The 17,285-nt window shown below is 57.3% G+C and carries 13 protein-coding genes; 2 read left to right on the top strand and 11 right to left on the bottom strand.

Annotated elements, in window-relative coordinates:
• The 8 genes from DX908_RS16355 to DX908_RS13820 form a co-directional block, all read right to left on the bottom strand.
• The gene (locus tag DX908_RS16355) at positions 1-1,179 is read right to left on the bottom strand and encodes a thiolase C-terminal domain-containing protein (protein WP_158548802.1); all 1,179 of its coding nucleotides are present in this window, start codon (positions 1,177-1,179) and stop codon (positions 1-3) included.
• Entirely contained in the window at positions 1,176-2,744 is a 1,569-nt protein-coding gene (locus tag DX908_RS13850) for a class I adenylate-forming enzyme family protein (protein WP_116392888.1), read from the bottom strand. The genes DX908_RS16355 and DX908_RS13850 overlap by 4 nt, the downstream gene beginning before the upstream one ends.
• The gene (locus DX908_RS13845; protein WP_158548800.1) at positions 2,741-3,598 is read right to left on the bottom strand and encodes an isocitrate lyase/PEP mutase family protein; all 858 of its coding nucleotides are present in this window, start codon (positions 3,596-3,598) and stop codon (positions 2,741-2,743) included. The genes DX908_RS13850 and DX908_RS13845 overlap by 4 nt, the downstream gene beginning before the upstream one ends.
• Positions 3,595-4,371 carry a dioxygenase family protein gene (locus DX908_RS13840; RefSeq protein WP_116392886.1) on the bottom strand — a complete coding sequence of 259 codons (777 nt, stop codon included), beginning with the start codon at positions 4,369-4,371 and terminating at the stop codon, positions 3,595-3,597. The genes DX908_RS13845 and DX908_RS13840 overlap by 4 nt, the downstream gene beginning before the upstream one ends.
• Positions 4,368-5,393, bottom strand: coding sequence for a quinone oxidoreductase family protein (locus tag DX908_RS13835; protein ID WP_116392885.1), 1,026 nt, complete (start codon positions 5,391-5,393; stop codon positions 4,368-4,370). Before DX908_RS13835 ends, DX908_RS13840 begins: the two co-directional genes overlap by 4 nt.
• Positions 5,393-6,733, bottom strand: a complete 1,341-nt coding sequence (locus tag DX908_RS13830; RefSeq protein ID WP_199564721.1) for an LLM class flavin-dependent oxidoreductase — start codon at positions 6,731-6,733, stop codon at positions 5,393-5,395. The genes DX908_RS13835 and DX908_RS13830 overlap by 1 nt, the downstream gene beginning before the upstream one ends.
• A gap of 117 nt (positions 6,734-6,850) precedes the next feature.
• Complete coding sequence (locus DX908_RS13825) at positions 6,851-7,591, bottom strand: GntR family transcriptional regulator (RefSeq protein WP_147303812.1); 741 nt, start codon at positions 7,589-7,591, stop codon at positions 6,851-6,853.
• Positions 7,592-7,598: 7 nt separating this feature from the next.
• Positions 7,599-8,438: an SDR family NAD(P)-dependent oxidoreductase gene (locus tag DX908_RS13820; RefSeq protein ID WP_116392883.1), complete on the bottom strand. Its 840-nt coding sequence runs from the start codon at positions 8,436-8,438 to the stop codon at positions 7,599-7,601.
• Between the two features lie 230 nt (positions 8,439-8,668).
• Between DX908_RS13820 and DX908_RS13815 the strand changes: the two genes are divergently transcribed.
• Positions 8,669-9,574 carry a carboxymuconolactone decarboxylase family protein gene (locus DX908_RS13815; RefSeq protein WP_116392882.1) on the top strand — a complete coding sequence of 302 codons (906 nt, stop codon included), beginning with the start codon at positions 8,669-8,671 and terminating at the stop codon, positions 9,572-9,574.
• 100 nt (positions 9,575-9,674) lie between these two features.
• On the opposite strand, the gene DX908_RS13810 is transcribed toward DX908_RS13815, so the two are convergent.
• Both DX908_RS13810 and DX908_RS13805 read right to left on the bottom strand, forming a co-directional pair.
• Complete coding sequence (locus tag DX908_RS13810) at positions 9,675-10,982, bottom strand: spinster family MFS transporter (RefSeq protein ID WP_116392881.1); 1,308 nt, start codon at positions 10,980-10,982, stop codon at positions 9,675-9,677.
• A gap of 213 nt (positions 10,983-11,195) precedes the next feature.
• Positions 11,196-13,553 carry a TonB-dependent receptor gene (locus DX908_RS13805; RefSeq protein ID WP_116392880.1) on the bottom strand — a complete coding sequence of 786 codons (2,358 nt, stop codon included), beginning with the start codon at positions 13,551-13,553 and terminating at the stop codon, positions 11,196-11,198.
• A gap of 128 nt (positions 13,554-13,681) precedes the next feature.
• Here DX908_RS13805 and DX908_RS13800 point away from each other — a divergent pair, with 128 nt between their 5' ends.
• Positions 13,682-16,153 carry an arylsulfatase gene (locus DX908_RS13800; RefSeq protein ID WP_116392879.1) on the top strand — a complete coding sequence of 824 codons (2,472 nt, stop codon included), beginning with the start codon at positions 13,682-13,684 and terminating at the stop codon, positions 16,151-16,153.
• 13 nt (positions 16,154-16,166) lie between these two features.
• Here the strand turns inward: DX908_RS13800 and DX908_RS13795 are convergent, their stop codons facing one another.
• Complete coding sequence (locus DX908_RS13795; RefSeq protein ID WP_116392878.1) at positions 16,167-17,186, bottom strand: helix-turn-helix domain-containing protein; 1,020 nt, start codon at positions 17,184-17,186, stop codon at positions 16,167-16,169.
• Positions 17,187-17,285 lie beyond the last annotated feature (99 nt).

Raw genomic sequence — 17,285 nt, 5'->3', positions numbered from 1 at the left:
CTAATCCGCCTCCAGAATAAGCGCGTCCCCGCCGACGCTGGCCCACATGGCACGTTTGGCGCCCGAGACCTGCCGCGGCCCCGCCTCTCCCCGAAGCTGGGTGACCAGTTCGCGGATCTGCCCCCAGCCATTGAGCTGGGCCTGAGACAATTGCCCGCCACTGGTATTGGTCGGCAATGCGCTGTTCAGCCCAATGCGGCCCGCCTGAATAAAATCCAGCCCCTCCCCTGCCGCACAGAACCCGAATTCCTCAAACGCATAAACCGCAAGCGGAGAGAATGAATCATAGACACCGAGCACATCGATCCCCTCCGGATTGGTCCCGGCCATCTGGTAGACCTTCCGTGTGCGGGTCTCCGTCAGGCTGCGGCGATTGTCCGATTGCTGCGAGACCCCGAGGCCGCGAGGCGCAAAGATGAAGCTCTCCCGTCCTGCCTCAATGCCCTGAAGACCAGTCAGCGTGACCGGTTTGCGGGATGCCTTGCTTTCATCCCGTCCTCCAACAATGGCGCACACCGCCCCATCCCCGACAAGTGAGCAATCGAGCAGCCGAAGTGGATCAATGATCGGGCGGGCCGCTTCGTAATCAGCCAGCGTCATCGGCTTTTTCATCACGGCATCATCCGTCATCGCCGCATGCGCCCTGAAGGTCATCGGCACGGCGGATAGTTTCTCGCGCGCCTGACCATATCGGCAAAGATAGCGGTCAAAGCCAAGCGCGGCGCCAGCGATTGGCGAGACCATGCCGATATGCCCCTCCTCGCCATGCGGCCCGCCGCCTTCGCGGAACTGCTCATTATAGAATGGGTTATTGGTTTCTCCGATCCGTCCGATATCGGAGTTCTTCATGGCCATGAGACAGGCAACACGGCTCGCCATGCCTGTGGCCACGGCCATGGCCGCCTGGATCAGCACGGTCGCGGCAAAACGGCCATGCGACCATGTCTGTGAACAGAATGTAGGTGAAAGGCCGAATGTCGCCGCGACCGCATCGTAATCCGGGCCTCGAGGGGAACCCACTTGGACGATCAGGCCATCGATCGCTTCTTTTTCCAGCCCGGCATCATCCAAAGCCGCATGAAGCGCCGTCGACGCCAATGTCAGCACGGAGCGTTCGGGGCGCCGCTCAAAATCGCTGGCCCCGATGCCGATAATGCTGGCGGCGCCGGAAATTGTCATGCCCAACTCCCGCTCAACAAGGTCCGCGCTTCCTCTGCCAGCTTGTGCTTTGCCACTTTCCCACTGGCCAGCCTTGGCAATTCTCTCTCTTCACGGAACATGACATGATGGGGCACTTTGAAACTGGCCGCGCGTTCCTTGACATAGGCTTTTATGTCATTTTCGCCGACCTGGCCCAGCACATCCACAAAAGCGACAATCAGTTCACCGCGCACCGGGTCACCAACACCCACGACATACGCGTCCCGGACATCCGGATGCTGAGCGATAAGCTGCTCGACCTCAACGGGCGAGACATTGATGCCGCCGCTCTTGATCACTTCCTTGAGCCGCGAATGGAAGATAAACCGGCCATCCGCATCCAGCGAACCCAGATCGCCTGTATCGAAATAGCCATCCTGCCGGAGCGCCTTGGCTGTCTCCACCGGATTGTCGAGATAACCCGGCGTCGTATGTCCCCGCAGGAGGACGAGCCCCGTCTCTCCTTGTGCCAACGGCTCAAAGCTCGCCGGATCCACGATCAGCAATTCCATGCCGGGCAGCGGACGCCCGCTGGTATTCAGCTTGGCCTCAAGAGGATCGTCGACTTCGCCAACTGTCGCATTGCCGTAGCTCTCGGTAAGGCCATAGGCCGGGACCGCGCCGGTGATCCCCATCTCGATCAGGGTCAGGCGTTTATACTCGGCCACCGTTCCTGCATTCCCTTTGCTCAGTGAGCCGACTTTTGCTTTCGTGAAATCGGGGTGGTCGAGCATCCCGCGCGTCATGTTGCCGGTGCCGTAAAAGACGGTCGCTTCGGTTTTCGCAATGGTTTCGATTGCGCGGCCGGCTTCGAAATGCCCCTGCAGAACCAGCGACGCACCATGCGTGAATGTTGACGGCAACGCATTGGTCGCCCCAAGGCCATAGAAAAGCGGAGAGCCAAGCCAGACCCGGTCTTCGGCATTGATCCCGCGCCGCGCGCCCATCTCCCAGCCATTCTCAACAACCCCGCGGTGATTGAGAAGGACGCCTTTGGGATCCGCCGTGCTGCCGGAGGTATAAAGAACAAATGCAGCAGTGTCGGGCGATGCTGCCTCTTGTGCGGGGCGTTGTCCCGCTGCCCGCGCGATGAAATCTCGCCATGATGTCGCCCAGCCCGGCGCGTCACTCGTAAAAACCAGCTCTGGCAGATCGCCCTCCTCGCGCAGTTCAGCGAAGAGGCCGACATAGTCGGTTTTCAGAAAATTCGGGACGGAGATCAGGAACTTTGCCTTGCTGTGCCGCAGGGTCCAGGCCAGCTCAGCCTTCTTGTACCATGTATTCAGGGGGCAGAGGACGGCACCGATCCGGCTCGCCGCAATCGCGATCACGACCCATTCAGGGTCATTCCCCATCAAGAGCGCCAGTCTGTCACCCTCTTGAATACCGCTGGCCGCAAGAGCGAGCGCGACGTCTGCGGCCTCCTCATCCAGCTCACGATAGCTCAGCACACGATGCTCACCGAAAATGGCGGGCGCCGTGGGGGTGATCGCTGCATATTCGGACACGACGCCTGCGAGGGTCTTGGCTTCTGGCCGGGTCACACTGCCTCCTCATCAATCTGAAATGCTCTTGGCAGACCAGAAATCCGGCCCGCCAGTTTCAGCATGTCCGGGAGCTTTGCTTCATCGACGCTGACCCTGCCGGTTTCGGCGAACATGCCCCATAATTCAGTGACCGCTGACGCCATCGCCGCGACCGTGAGGAAGGGGAACAGCGCCATGTCAAATCCGGCCTTATGCAGATCATCTTGGCTGGGAACCGGGGCCTTCACCCCGCCAATCCAGATCAGCGGCAGGTCCGGCAAGGCCTCCCGGACCCTCCCCGCCTGCGCCGGATCAAGATCAAGAACGATCAGCGCCTCCGCGCCAGCCGACTGAAGCGCCCGGCCGCGCGTGACGACCTCATCAATGTCTCCTGTCACCCGCAGCGCATCGGTACGCGCAATGAGGAGCGTGTCGCTGTCCCGCCGCGCTTTGCACGCCACTTCAAACCGGCTACGGACAATATCCAGCGTCTCAAGGCGCCCTTCACCCCGGTGATATCCCACCGGTTTCGGATAGGGCTGGTCATCAATATGGATGCCGCCCGCACCTGCCGCCTCGATCTCGCGGATCGCCTGATCGAGATGAGCCCCTTCACCAAATCCGGCGCCTACATCGGCCAGCACCGCGCAGCCGGTCGCCCGTACGATCCGCGATATGGTATCCGCCGTTTCTACGGCTGAGACAAAAGGCTGGGCCTTGCCATGCGCAAGCCCGATGGCATTACCGCCGGCATAGACGGCCTCAAATCCCTGCTCTTCCATGATCCGTGCACTCAGCACTTCGGCTGCCCCCGGCAGCACAGTGCAACCGGGGGCCGAAAGAAGGGCACGGATGGAGGGACGAGTGGTCAATTCTGGCCTCCCGGCAATATCCGGAAATCGAAACTGGCTTTGACTGTTCTCGGATCATCCGTCTGCGTCACGGATAGGATGAGATCATCACTCACCGCCCCCTCGACATAGTCACTGTCGAGATATTCCGATCCTTCAATGAAGAGCTGGGTGGTCAGGCGTTCCTCGCCATTCTCCAGCACTTTGACATGGATATGCCCGGCCCGGCAGTTCGGCCGCCCCATCGCCTGAAGCAGTTCGCCGATCGGATCATTGTCATGCTCTGAGTAAAAGCGCGGCAGGACGGTCTCAATGCTATACCGTCCCTGATCATCCGTCGGCACGATACCGCGCAGCTCATCGCCTTCACGGTCATATATGCCATGACCGTCCGTCTGCCACATATCAATTGCCGTGCCATCAATGGGTCCACCTGTCTGTGCATTGAGCACGCGCCCTGACAGCAAGAGACGGGTCTCCCCATCTTTAAGCGGCCGGTCGAGCAATCTGCCGTCAGCACGGAGGATATGGCCATGACGATGAAGCGGCCCTTCCAGATTGCCGCGCGTGCCGCCCGCAGGCTTGGTCACTTCCGCGCTGGTCAGGGCCAGCGCCATATCAACCAGACTGCGCGAGAACCCGGCTGCCCCAAGGCGGTTCAGATAATCGCCGGCAATATGCAATTCGTCTTCCGTGATCTTATGTTCACGGACGACTTCCTTCATCTTCTCAACGCTCGCCCGGTAAAGGGTGGCCAGGCGTTCGCTCTCTTGCGGGGTCAGATTGCTGCTCATGGTGTCACCACGATCCTGCCCACCGATGCAGAGGCCTCGACCAGATGATGGGCTTTGACGATATCTTCCAATGGCATCACCTCTGCAATTTGGGGCCGGACAATATCCTGCTCGGCAAGCTCGATCACATCGGCGAGTTGCGCCCGGCTGACGCTCCCTACACCAAGCAATTGCGCACGTTTAAAGAAAATACGTGCGGGATTGATCGAAATCTTGTCGCTGTTGAGCTGCCCGACAAAGGCATATCGCCCATGCAGGGCCAGCGAATTATAGGCGGCATCAAAGACATGGCTGCCGACCGTATCGATGATGACATCGGCGCCTTCACCGCCGGTGACATCCCGCACGGCCGTTGAGAAATCTCCATCCGCGACGATGACATGATGAGCGCCTGCCTGCTCCAGCATGGCGCGCTTTGACTCACTGCGAGTCACGGCAATCACCTCCGCCCCGGCATGATGGGCAATCTGGACCGCCGGCAGACCGACACCGCCTGTTGCACCTGTCACAAGTACCCTGTCCCCGATTTTCGTGCGCGCCGTATCGCGCACCGCATTGAGCGCGACACCCGCCCCCGCCCCCAGCATACAGGCTTTCTCAAATGCCAGAGACAGCGGAATACGGACGAAGGCATCCTGCGGCAGCACGACATATTCCGCATACCCGCCGCGCACCGGCTGGCGGTTCAGGCAGGTCGTCTCGCGGCCCGACCGGCAATAGCGGCACATGCCGCAGCTTGAAAATGCCTTTGTGCAGACATGATCGCCTTCCTTCACAAGGCTCACGCCCTGCCCGGTCTCTTCAACGACGCCCGCGATTTCAAGACCGATGACGAGTGGAAAGGTGACATCGCGTCGATAGGTGCCGTTGCGTTCAACAACGTCGCGGAAAGACACGCCGCACGCTTTGACGCGCACTCTCACCTCTCCCGGCTTCACTTCCGGGATGGCAATGTCCTCCAGCGAGAAAGCCTCAGGCGGCCCTGCGGCATGGAGGACCGCGGCGCGCATCGTTCCGGTCATTACTGATCCACATCACTTCGCCGTGCCGGAAAAGCAGCATACGGCGTTTCAAGATGCTCACGCAGCGTCGTGCCCTCATATTCCTCACGGAAGAGGCCGCGGCGCTGCAATTCAGGGACCAGATGCTGGACGATCTTTTCAAGGCCGCCGGGCAGATGGGACGCAACGAGATTAAACCCGTCACAGGCGCCAGAGCGGTACCAGTCCTCGATCTGATCGGCGACATCGGCCGCACTGCCTTTCATCAGGACATGCCCGCGGGCCGGCAGGACCCGGCGATAGGTCTCCCGGATCGAGAGGCCTTCCTTTTTCGCCATTGCACTGACTTTATCCCGGAAGAAGGTCATGCCTTTCGTCTCGGTCGTGATTTCCGGCATGGGATCACAGGGATCATGCATGGAAAGATCCTGCGCCATGATCCGGGACAGGGTGGCAACACCGACTGTGTCCGGTATCAGTTCCTGCAGCTTCCGGTAAACTTCCTCGGCTTCATCCGCGGTCTCACCGACAAAAATGCTGGCCCCAGGCATGACTTTCAGCGCCTCCGGGGCGCGGCCATAGCCTGCGACCCGTTCCTTGACATCCTTATAGAGATCAAGCGCGGCTTCTTTTGTCTCCGTCAGGGTAAAGAGAACATCCGCGGTTCTGGCAGCAAGGTTTCTGGCCTCGGGCGAGCCGCCGGCCACGACGATCACCGGGCGCCCCTGCGGCGTGTGGGCTGCGTTCAGCGGGCCGCGCACCTGAAAATGCTCACCTTCGTGATTGAGCATATGGACCTTGCTCGAATCGAGGAAGATGCCATTCTCCTTGTCCTGAACGAAGGCATCTTCATCCCAAGAACTCCACAGCCCGTCCGTGACATCGAGGAACTCCTCGGCCCGGGCAAAGCGGTCGGAATGTTCGACATGTTCGGTCCGGCTGAAATTGAGCGCATCATCAGGATTGGATGTCGTCACAACATTCCAGCCCGCCCGGCCCTTGCTGATCTGATCCACTGCGGCGAAGCGGCGGGCAATGCTGAAGGGCTCCTCAAACGTCGTCGTCCCGGTCGCGACCAGTCCGATACGCGACGTATGCGTCGCAAGTGCCGCCAGAAAGGTAATCGGCTCGAAAACCACAGGCCGCAATGTCGGATTGCGCGCAAGCAGATCAGGATCACTAATTCCGTTTACGCCATTTCCGTCCGCCAGAAACATCATGTCGAATTTGCCGCGCTCAAGGAGCTTCATGAGATCCGGCCAGCGGTCGAAATTGAACCCTGCATCCGTAATCGCTTCAGGCAGGCGCCAGCCTCCGACATGCGCACCGGTCGGCGACATAAAGACGGAAAGTTTGAGCATTATTTCCTCCGGCAACGGCATGCGCCATTGTGATCTTACCGGAGGATTATGCGCGCACGGCGCCCCCCAAGTCCAAGGGGCGCCGGGTCATAACGCATACGCGAACTATCAGAAAAATCAGGAATTATTACCCGGAGGCATACCCCAGCCGGAGTCCTTGACGGCATCGAGACCCGTCATCGTCATCGAGCGGATAAGCGATGCGGCCAGATCACGATCCCGGGCTTCCAGCGCGTGCAACAGGCATTCATGATCACTGATCGAGCGCTCAATGTGCACGGCCGTCATCTTGGCGATTCGCCGCAGGCTGAGCCGCAATTGCCAGTTCGCCAGCGCCGTCTCCAGCGTCTTGTTGCCGCAAATCGACGCCCAAAAATCATGCAGGTCTTTTCGTTCGGCCACGAACCGGTCCGTGTCGCCCCGTTCCGCTGCTGCCTTCATTCGATCGAACAGCCGACGCGATTCAAGCAATGCCCCTTCGCTGGCATTGTCGACGACGAGCGCCAGCTTCAACGCATTCATATGCGCGCGGATGATATAGATCTCTTCAAGGTCGTTCCATGACACCCGCGCGACCCTTGGGCGGCGGCGGGGCTTAATTTCGACCAGGCCTTCTTTTTCAAGAAGCATCAGGGCTTCGCGCACGGGCGTGCGGCTGGTACCGAACTGCTTGGCGAGTTCCACCGAGTTGAGATCAGCGCCAGCGGGCAGGATGCCCTGGATAATCTTTTCACTGATATCAGCCGCAATACGGCCCACAAGTGTTTCCCCACGCTCACCCAGCGCAACAGTGGAATTGGCCGCTTCAGGATCGGCCGTGGTCATCTTGTCGGATCGACCGCCTTCAATGACTCGCATCTTCACCTCACAAACGCACGTTTCCGCCGTCCACTATAACGGACTGTCCGTTAATATAGCTTGCCGCATCGCTGGCCAGAAATGCAACCGCGCCGGCCACATCCTCCGGCGTTCCCGCCCGCCCGGCAGGGATCTGCGGCGTTGAACGCGCGATGGTCTCATCATCAATGTCGTCCTGGCCCAGTTTCTTGCTCATGCCGCTCAAGGACCGGCTGGTCAGAATGAAACCCGGCAGCACGCTGTTCGCGGTGATCCCCTGCCCGCCAAGATCGAGCGCCAGCGACTGGGTCAGAGCCAGCACGCCTGCTTTTGAGGCGGCATAGGCGGCATTCGCTTTCGAGCCGACTCGTCCTGCGACAGATGAAACATTCACGATCCGTCCGAACCCCTTCTCGCGCATATGCGGCGCAGCGGCGCGGCACATCAGGAACGGCCCCCGCAGATTGATCGCCATGACCTTGTCCCACTCATCGGGGTCGATAGCCTCAATATCGCCATGCCCCATGCTGAAGGGTGCACCGGCATTGTTCACCAGAACGTCGAGCCGACCGAAACTATCGAGCGCATGACCGACCATCGAGGAAACACCAGCCGGGTCGCTGACATCGCCGGTCACGGCACTGGCCTCGCCCGATGCGCCGGCGAGTTCCTCAACCAGACTGTCGACGCCCCGCCAGTCCGGGTCATCAGCCCGTTTGGGCTGGTGCAGGTCGCTCACCCCTGTTGAGGCAATATCCGTCACCACGACATTCATTCCGGCTGAGGACAGGCTGCGCGCAACTGCCGCGCCGATCCCGTCCCGTTTGCCGCATCCGGTCACCAGTGCGACACGTTTTATCTCAGACATAGGCTACCTGAACCGTTCCTTTGTTGCGGAACATGCTAGGGTCTGAATGAGCTGCACACCACTGCGGGCCTGCCAATAGCTGCCTTTCAGGCCAAGTATTCGGTCTTACGATATTTGCGTAGCTCAGGTTTTCCCTGCTGCGGCTCTCCCCTACCCTCCGTGTGCCGCGCTTGCCCGAAAAGCCCTTTTGCGCGGCTTTATTTCCGCAATATATCGAGGAAACATATTGCATGACAGACAATGATGCAGAGAAACTTCGCCAACTGAGCGCCGGCTTTGATCCAGCTCGCGGAAACTGGGTGCACCGGGGACTCGATCTGTCGACGCCAACCAAGATCTCACCTGAAGAGATCGAAGGCTTCAAGGGCCATTATGCCGCGCAATTCGGTCAGGCCCTGCAAGGGCTCGACTGGTGGCTCGACATGAACCCCGAAGTGCTCAAGCGGTATCGGCTATATTGCAGCCTCACCCTTCGCGTGGAGCCGCGGGTCATGGGGAATGGCACGCTCGCCTTTTACGCCCTCAATGGTTATGAGACCGGCTGCCGCTATTTCGTTCAGTCCTATCATCAGGACGGTTTGAGTAAGGATGAACTTCTCGAAGTTATCGCTATGGCTTTCGTCCATGCGGGGCCCCGCGGCATGCAGACTATCGCCAAAGCGCTTGAGGGTTTTGAATTCAACGATACGCCGAACCCCCGTGCCAAATTCCCGGATGGCTGGGCGCCGGACATCGAGGCGTTCCGGTCCGGCATCGACTATTCCACCGTCGAACTGACCATTGAGGAACGCCGCAAGGTCGAGGACTGGTATCTCAGGACGATTGGCGAAATCCCACCCTATGTGACATTCATGGCCAATCACCGGCCGCAGCTCTTCAAAACGCACCGTTCACGGATGGAGAATATGCTCTACCATCTGCCCAAGCAGATGTGGCCGACCAGCATGCTGTATTACCACGTCATGTCTCGTACCGCTGAAGGCATTCGGGAAAATGTACTCCTCTGCAAGAGCTGGGGCGTCAGCAAATCCGATGCGCTCGACACGATCGGAAATGCCCTTGTCTTCGGTCAGATGGAGGCGGCATCAATGGTGCAGAAAGAGGCCGGAGATATCTTCGATAATTGGGAGGACTAACCACCACCCCCTTCCCTTACCAAAGAAAAAGGCGCGTCCAGAGCATCCGGGCGCGCCTTTTTTATAGTTCCGCCTCCGCCGAACTGAGCTTTCGCCTTTGCTAAGCAGGTACCGCCGTATCTTCGGCGTCCGTCCCCTCCACATCACGATCCATGGTCCGTGCGGCGAGCAGGTAACAGATGCCGCTAGCCACGATGCAAAGCGAAATCGTTAGCATGGCATAGCGGATCGATTCTTCGACCCCATTAGCATTGTAGATATCACTAAGCACGCCAGTCAGCTGTGGGCCAACACCAAACCCGACCAAATTCATCGCAACCAAGAGGAATGCCGACATGGCTCCCCGCAGTCTCGGTGGTGCCAGCGTCATATAGGACGCAAGCGTGGGCCCGAGGTAACAATGGATTAGTACAGAGTAAATGAAGAATGTCGTAATCGACACCCACAGTACAGGCACCAAACAACCGATCATAGCAAAGGGCGCTGCTGCCAGCACGAAATAGCCGGTTGCGAGCGGTGAGAACCGGGCCGACCGTTTGGTGACGTAGTCCGACATGGCCCCGCCGAATGGCATGCCGATCGCACCACCAACACCCATTATGACAGCTATCGCGTAACCGGTCTGGTCAATCGGCAGCGCATGATGACGTACAAACAATGAAGGCAGAAACGCGGACATACCAGCCTGTCCGGCAATAACCAGGACCGCCGCCGCCGTCAGTAAGATGAGAGTCGGCTTTGCCTTCAGGATTCGTATAATCGTCGAAAAAGACGATACGAGGTGGTCACCCTTTTCTTCTTCATCGAACTGACCGCGTTTGGGCTCACGCACAAAGAACATCACGAGTAATGCAAGGATTACACCCGGCGCCCCGGCCAACATGAAAACCTCCCGCCACCCGATATGCTTGGCGATGACCCCGCCAATAGCAAAGCCGATGCCTAGCCCAATCGGTGTGCTGAGATAGAACAGACCGAATGCCGTTCCTCGCCGGTGTTTGGGAAAAAAATCGGATAGAATGGAAAGACAGGTTGGCGCAGCACCAGATTCAGCAACCCCCACGCCAATCCTAGTCAAGATCAGTAGCGTGAAGGTTCGGACAAAACCGCATAGGAATGTCACGATACTCCAGATCGCCAATAGTGCTGAGATCAACCGTACCCGGTTCACCCTGTCCACAAGCAGGCCGATAGGGATACCGGCGAGACCAAAGGCAATCGCAAATGACGTACCTGTCAGCAATCCCAGCTGAGAGTCACTCAAGCCAAATTCGGCTTTGATGGGCTCTGCAAGAATGACGACGAGGTTACGATCGATATTGTAGACCGTGTACACAATTGTGAGAATGATCAGAGCCGTCCAACGGCCGCTCACCTTGTGATCTTTGTCGTTCTGCTGGACTTCCATCAATTCCTACCCTGTTTCTCTGATGATCGCGTCATAGCGAAACTCAGTTTTGATAGGCTTAGCACCCTCCCGCCTTTGCCGTCCTCACAAAGAGGAAATAATCGCAGATGCATTTCATCCGCCTACAATGGCGGATCGAACATGAAAAAGCAGCCCCGTCAAAAGGCGGGGCTGCTTTCCGTCGCAGGATCCGGAAGGAAGATCCAGTATCGACTAGAACTTGTAGCGTAGCTGCACGCCCATCATACGTGGTTTTCCAGGTGTTGATGCCGCATAACCGAGTGAGCCAAAGACCTGAGCCAAGGTCTGGTATTCGATCTCTTCGGTAACGTTCTGGGCAAAGAGCGTAAGATCCATGTTTGTATCGAGCACGCCCCGAGACGTCAGGAACAGGTCAAGCTGTTCATATTCCGGGTTTGTGCCAACGGGACCACTCGGCGCATTGTCGCCGATCAGATACTCGTCACGCCCACCATAGGCGACCTTAAAGCTTGTTTCGCCGAAAGTCTGGCTTGGAGGGAAGCTGTAAGTGCCCGCAATCCGCCATGTATTCTCAGGTATCTTGGCGAACTGGGAGTTCGACAGATCATCCCCGCTGAAGGGATCGATGAAGTCTTCAAATTCGGCGTCGATATAGCCCCAAGAACCTGCAATCTCGAATTGCGGAACTGGACGGAAGATACCTTCAAACTCGAAACCGCTTACCGTCGCTTCGGCGGCATTGACTGTCACGGTATATCCATCAGTGGTCGTTACATCATTCAGATTTCTTTGAATGTTCTGATAGTCACCGTAGAAAACAGCAAGGTTTGTCTGAAGATATCCTTCCCCAAAATGCCAATCTCGTTTGAGACCAATCTCATAGTTCAGGAGTTCTTCAGGCTCAAATGTGCGCCGCAGCCCCTCTTCGGTTGTAGCACGAGCTGCAAAACCACCACTCCTGAAACCAGTCCGTACACTACCATAAAGAAGCGTATCGACATCAGGCTGATATTCGAGAGTTACGTTATAGGTAAAGGAATCAAATTCCGCTGATGCATCGAGTGTACACGCAGCTGTGTCACCCGGATTTACTTCCGGGGTAGCCGGATTGTTATCGTCATCGATCGTGAATCGACAGGAGGCACCTTCGTTCCGGTTCCGAATTGTGATCTCGCGTTCATCCCATGTCTGGCGTCCACCAAGCGTGAGCGCGAGACCCTCGACCAGAGAATCAAGGCCGAACGTTACTTCCGCAAAGATTGCTTTGCTCGTATTGTCGAATAGCTGGTTATTATTCGTGATCGGGTTTCCATATGCACGAACACTCGGGGGCTCAACAGCACCCGGGTCAGAACCCAACGCCTTGCTGAGCGCTTCGTTTTCACCGCTTTCATTGAACCAATAAAGACCGGCGATCCACTCGAAATTGGAGGTCTCACCAAAGATCTGTAATTCTTCCGACCACTGCTCGGCATCATCAAGCCGCTCAACCTGAAGCACTGGAGTTGGCATACCATCCAGATCCACAAGGACGTGCGATTTAACATCACGATAGCCAAAGATGTTTTTCACCGTGACGGCATCATTGAGTTCCAGGGTCGTCGTGTTCTGAACATCGAGCGTATCGATATTGGTAAATTCAGGTGTGCCATTGACGATGTTATAGTCGCCAAGGGATTCCTGAAGCGCGAGGATATCGGTACCGCTCGCCGGATAGTTACGCGGCCCGGTAACGAAGGCGTTATCGATAAGGCCAGCTGGGTTGACGAATTGAACATGCCCCCCAACGCCACCATCATTTTCTTCGAACATATTCACGATAGTGACGTTTTCGACAGTATCGGAAAGCTCGACCAATAACGATCCACGTACCGAGAAATTATCTTCGTAATTGACATTCCGACCCAAGGCGCTGTCGAAGATATATCCGTCGCTGTGAATCGAAGCACCCGCAAGCCTGACTGCTACGCGATCTGACAGAGGTATATTCACGTAGCCATCGAAATTGCGGGTGGAATACTCCGCCAACGTTGCCCCAAAGCCAGCTTCGAACCCATCCGTGCTGGGCAGTTTAGGTCGGATCACGATAGCGCCGCCTGTTGCGTTGCGACCAAACAGGGTGCCCGTTGGCCCTTTGATAACTTCGACTGCCTGAATATCGTAAAGTGTTTGGTTGATACCTTGGGTACGCGCAACAACCACGTCACCGAAATATACGCCTACAGACTGATCCGCGAGGCCGGTCGATTCCTGTTGGGCCTGCCCACGAATAGCGAAAATCGGGTGCGATTTACCTCCACCGCCAGTCCCTGCAGTCACGACCAGGTTGGGAACGAGAAGCCCGATGTCCTGAATTGAATCGACCTGATTGAGCTGCAGCGTCTCATCACCGACAGCGGTCACAGCGAGCGGGACTTCCTGAAGGGATTCCTCACGACGGCGCGCGACAACATAAATAGTATCACCAGTCGCTTCGACTGCCGTTTCTTGCGGCGCAGCCTCATTTTCCTGTGCGAATGCGATTGCGGGCACGGCTAAAACCGCGGTGCCTGCCATCAGAATACGGCGTTTGCTCTTGCTACCGATCATTGTTTTCCTCCTATTTCACCCGGCGCTCGCCAGATACTGTTTTTACTTTGTCATTTACCAGATGATGGTCGGATCAGTGAGAAACGCAACGAGGCAGAGCCTCCTCCAGACTTGATATCGAAAAGGCGATGCAGCCGGAATGGCGCACCGCATATGCGATGTCCTTTAGCGCATCGTTGATACTGCACGCCAAGCCTCCCTCTGTATTGCCCAATGAAACAACCAAATTGGGAAACGCACCGGTGTCAGATTCGTCAAAACGTTATCCATCACGTCGTGAAACACTTGGTGGTATGGCTGCGTTTGGGAGCGCGGCTGCAGCCATAGGAGCGGAAAAATCGCAGGCTGCTTCTGGTCCAAAGCAAAATGAAACGGCGTTCAAAGGAAAAGTGGGCGAGACGTTCGATGAGTCGACCCCAGACTATCTTCCGCACCGAAAAAAAGACCCCTCACAACCTAACATTGTCGCCATTATGGTCGACGATGTCGGATACTCAGACTTCGGATGCTATGGCAGCGAGATAAGGACTCCGGCGATTGATCGGCTCTCAACAAACGGACTCCAGTTTACCAATTTTCGAACGACGGGCGTCTGCTCAGCAACTCGGGCCTGCTTCCTCACAGGCCTCAACAATCACAGTGCTGGCATCGGCTGGCTTACCTATGAGGATTCAGGATATCCCGGCTATCGAGGTCGTCTTGCATCCAATGCGCCAACTATTGCTGAAGCTTTGAACGACGCAGGCTATAGGTCTTACCTTTCTGGCAAATGGCATGTGAACTCAGCTGAGTCTTCCACCAGTGCCGGACCATTTGAGAACTGGCCTGCCCAGCGGGGCTTTCACCGGTCATTCTGGTTTCAGGGGCATTCGACTGATTTCTTCCGTCCTATGAACTTTTTCGAGGGAAATGAGAGCATCACGGTCGGAGAGGATTTCTACGCCACGCATGATATTTCCGGAAAAGCGCTCGGCTACGTGAAAGATCATATGGCGGTCCAGCCTGACGCGCCATTCTTTCTTTATATTGCACACCCCGCAACCCACTCTCCGCTCCAAGCACCGGCAGGCAGCATCGCCAGACAGAGAGGCCGTTACGACCGCGGCTGGGATATCATTCGTGAAGAGCGGTTCAACCTGCAAAAGGAACTTGGGATCATCCCTGCGGGAACAAAACTGCCCGACCCCAATCCGGGAATTCTCCCCTGGTCGGAGCTAGAGCCTGAGCGTCAGCGGCTTTACGCTAGGTATATGGAAATCTACGCCGCAATGGTCGAAGAGATCGACGCCACCATTGGTGAACTTCAGGTCACGCTTGACGAGCTTGGCATTCTCGACAACACGATAATCGTTCTTTTCTCCGATAACGGAGGGTCGCCGGATGGCGGACTGCTGGGGTCTGCCAATCTTCTGTCCGGCCGTATCGGGGGCATGTCATTGGAACAGTGCCTCGACATGTTCGACGATATTGGCGGGCCGGATTCCTATCCGATGTATCCGGCCGGCTGGGCAGCCGCTTCGAATACCCCCTACCGGCTATATAAGCACGACTCCCATCTGGGCGGTGTTGCCGACCCACTGATCGTACACTGGCCGAAACGGACCGCTAGTGAAGAAAAACTTCGCCCGCATTATCTGCACACAATCGACCTATACCCGACGCTACTAGAAGCAGCAGGTGTCCAGCCGCTTGAAACGATCCGTGGCATGAAGGCCAAGCCGCTTCATGGCCGCAGTGCACTGGCAACGCTGAAAGATGCGGACAGTCCCGAAATCCGTACCGAGCAACATTTTGAGATGGAAGGATCCAGGGCCCTTTACAGTGACAGCTGGCGGCTTGTTTCTAAATCGCGTGATCCGCATGCGGCAGACGGGTGGGAGCTGTTCAATGTCACAGAAGACATCAATGAAACGAATGATCTGAGCGGGAAGCATCCTGAGATTGCCGCGAGGCTCGTGGAAAGATGGGAGGAGCTAGCGCGGAAATATGATGTCTTCCCGATCGACAGCCGGTCGGGCAGACGCAAATCCATGGCGGCTTTCCTGTCTGGCGGCACACGCAGCGAATGGGTCTTCCATCCCCCTGTCTCCGTTCTGCTTCCCGAAGCGGCGCCGGAGCTCATCGGCCGGTCAAACAACATCGAGTTCTCCATCACGCCATATGAGGCGCAGGATGAGGGTGTTCTGTTTGCGTACGGAAACATGTTCTGCGGCCGGGTTCTTTATATCCGCGATGGAACACTCTTTCACGAACTCGCGTTGAGGCCGCACAGCATCATCGATTCCGTCTCCATTCCTGAAGGAACCCAGCACATAACGATCATCCAGCATCTGACAAAGCGGCCATGGAAGGGGCGCTATGACATCCTGTTCGATGGCAAGCGGGCTTATCGGCAGCATCATGACCGCCTCCTCTTCAGCAGGGCGATGCAGGGATTGCAGATCGGTGCCAATCACGGCGTTCCGGTCAGTTCCTCCTATCAGCATGCCTTTGCCTATAGCGGGACGATCAGGCAGGCCCGCTTCCATCTTGATACGACACCGTATACGGAAAAAGAGATCGAATATCTACTCAAACCGCCTTTCACTTCAGGCAGATAGGAACAGGCGCCCCTCACCCCTGTTCGGGCAGGACGTTGTCTCTCGCGGTTCTTCGGAAATCACTGGGGGTCATGCCGACCTCGCGGCGGAAATTGTCCCTGAACGTTGTGATATCCTGATACCCGACCATGGCGGCAATATGCTCGATGCGCCGCTGGGTATCGCGCAACTGACGGCGCGCGGCGGCCATCCGGACAGCCTGCAGATATTGCAGCGGGGTCATTTCCGTCGCGGCACGAAAGCGTCGGGTAAGCGTCTTCTGGCTCACGGACAATTGCGTTGCGAGCTGAGCAATCGTGGGCGGTGTTGCAAACTGTCTGCGCAGGATGGCGCGGGCCTGCTCCACCAGCGGATCCCCGCTTTCCCGCAAAGGCTCCTGCCCGGGGTCGATTGAAGTCGGCAGGCGCGCAATCCCTGTCTCTCCGGCCAACATGTTTGCGAGGTTGCCTGAGAACACTCGCCCCAGCATTTCCAGTACAACGGAGGGCTGGAACGCGCCATCCGCCGCCGTAATGAGCTGTGCAGTGAGCGATGTCGACTGATGCGTGATCAGCCTGGCATCACGATCCCAATGACCAAAAGACATCCGTAAACGGTCCGTTATAGCGATATTCTCCTGCCGCCCCAGCCCCCAGACTATCGGCAACAGGACACCTGCGCCGGCCGCCGCACAGATGGCGCCATGTTTGAGCGCGGATAATACAGGTGGCACAGCATCGCCCGCCTGCACCAGAATGGCTTCAAGCTCGTCTTCCGACTTTGCAGCAATATCGGGAATGAATATCCCCGCTACATCATCTCCCGGTGCAAACGCTCCCTCTACCGGCTGTAGGCTGCCGTCGAGCAAGCGGACAGGCTTTCCGTCCAGAGAGCGAAAGGACAGACTGGCCGCCCGAGAAGGTCCGCCCGCTTCACGAAAGACAGCCTCCGTATACCGATCAGCCCGCGCGCACAGCTCTTTCACCGCGCCGATTCCGAGCGGTGAGGCCTTGGGCAGGCAAAGGACATGCAGGCGCTTCATGCCGCTGAACATGGGGAAGAATGGCCAAAATGTCCATTATTCCCTCTATCATGTCCAGATTTCCCCTGTTTCTAAGGCTGTGCGCCCGTCAAGACACCGGAAAAGACCACC

It is taken from the genome of Parvularcula marina (assembly GCF_003399445.1).
Taxonomy (GTDB): domain Bacteria; phylum Pseudomonadota; class Alphaproteobacteria; order Caulobacterales; family Parvularculaceae; genus Parvularcula; species Parvularcula marina.
This window is presented reverse-complemented; position numbering and strand designations above follow the sequence as displayed.

Bases quoted from the DNA above. Each gene is read 5' to 3' on its own strand.
- DX908_RS13795 (WP_116392878.1), bottom strand. From the start codon at position 17,186: ATGTTCAGCGGCATGAAGCGCCTGCATGTCCTTTGCCTGCCCAAGGCC.
- DX908_RS13840 (WP_116392886.1), bottom strand. From the start codon at position 4,371: ATGAGCAGCAATCTGACCCCGCAAGAGAGCGAACGCCTGGCCACCCTT.
- DX908_RS13835 (WP_116392885.1), bottom strand. From the start codon at position 5,393: ATGACCGGAACGATGCGCGCCGCGGTCCTCCATGCCGCAGGGCCGCCT.
- DX908_RS16355 (WP_158548802.1), bottom strand. From the start codon at position 1,179: ATGACAATTTCCGGCGCCGCCAGCATTATCGGCATCGGGGCCAGCGAT.
- DX908_RS13820 (WP_116392883.1), bottom strand. From the start codon at position 8,438: ATGTCTGAGATAAAACGTGTCGCACTGGTGACCGGATGCGGCAAACGG.
- DX908_RS13830 (WP_199564721.1), bottom strand. From the start codon at position 6,733: ATGCTCAAACTTTCCGTCTTTATGTCGCCGACCGGTGCGCATGTCGGA.
- DX908_RS13815 (WP_116392882.1), top strand. From the start codon at position 8,669: ATGACAGACAATGATGCAGAGAAACTTCGCCAACTGAGCGCCGGCTTT.
- DX908_RS13810 (WP_116392881.1), bottom strand. From the start codon at position 10,982: ATGGAAGTCCAGCAGAACGACAAAGATCACAAGGTGAGCGGCCGTTGG.
- DX908_RS13825 (WP_147303812.1), bottom strand. From the start codon at position 7,591: ATGCGAGTCATTGAAGGCGGTCGATCCGACAAGATGACCACGGCCGAT.
- DX908_RS13805 (WP_116392880.1), bottom strand. From the start codon at position 13,553: ATGATCGGTAGCAAGAGCAAACGCCGTATTCTGATGGCAGGCACCGCG.
- DX908_RS13800 (WP_116392879.1), top strand. From the start codon at position 13,682: ATGCAGCCGGAATGGCGCACCGCATATGCGATGTCCTTTAGCGCATCG.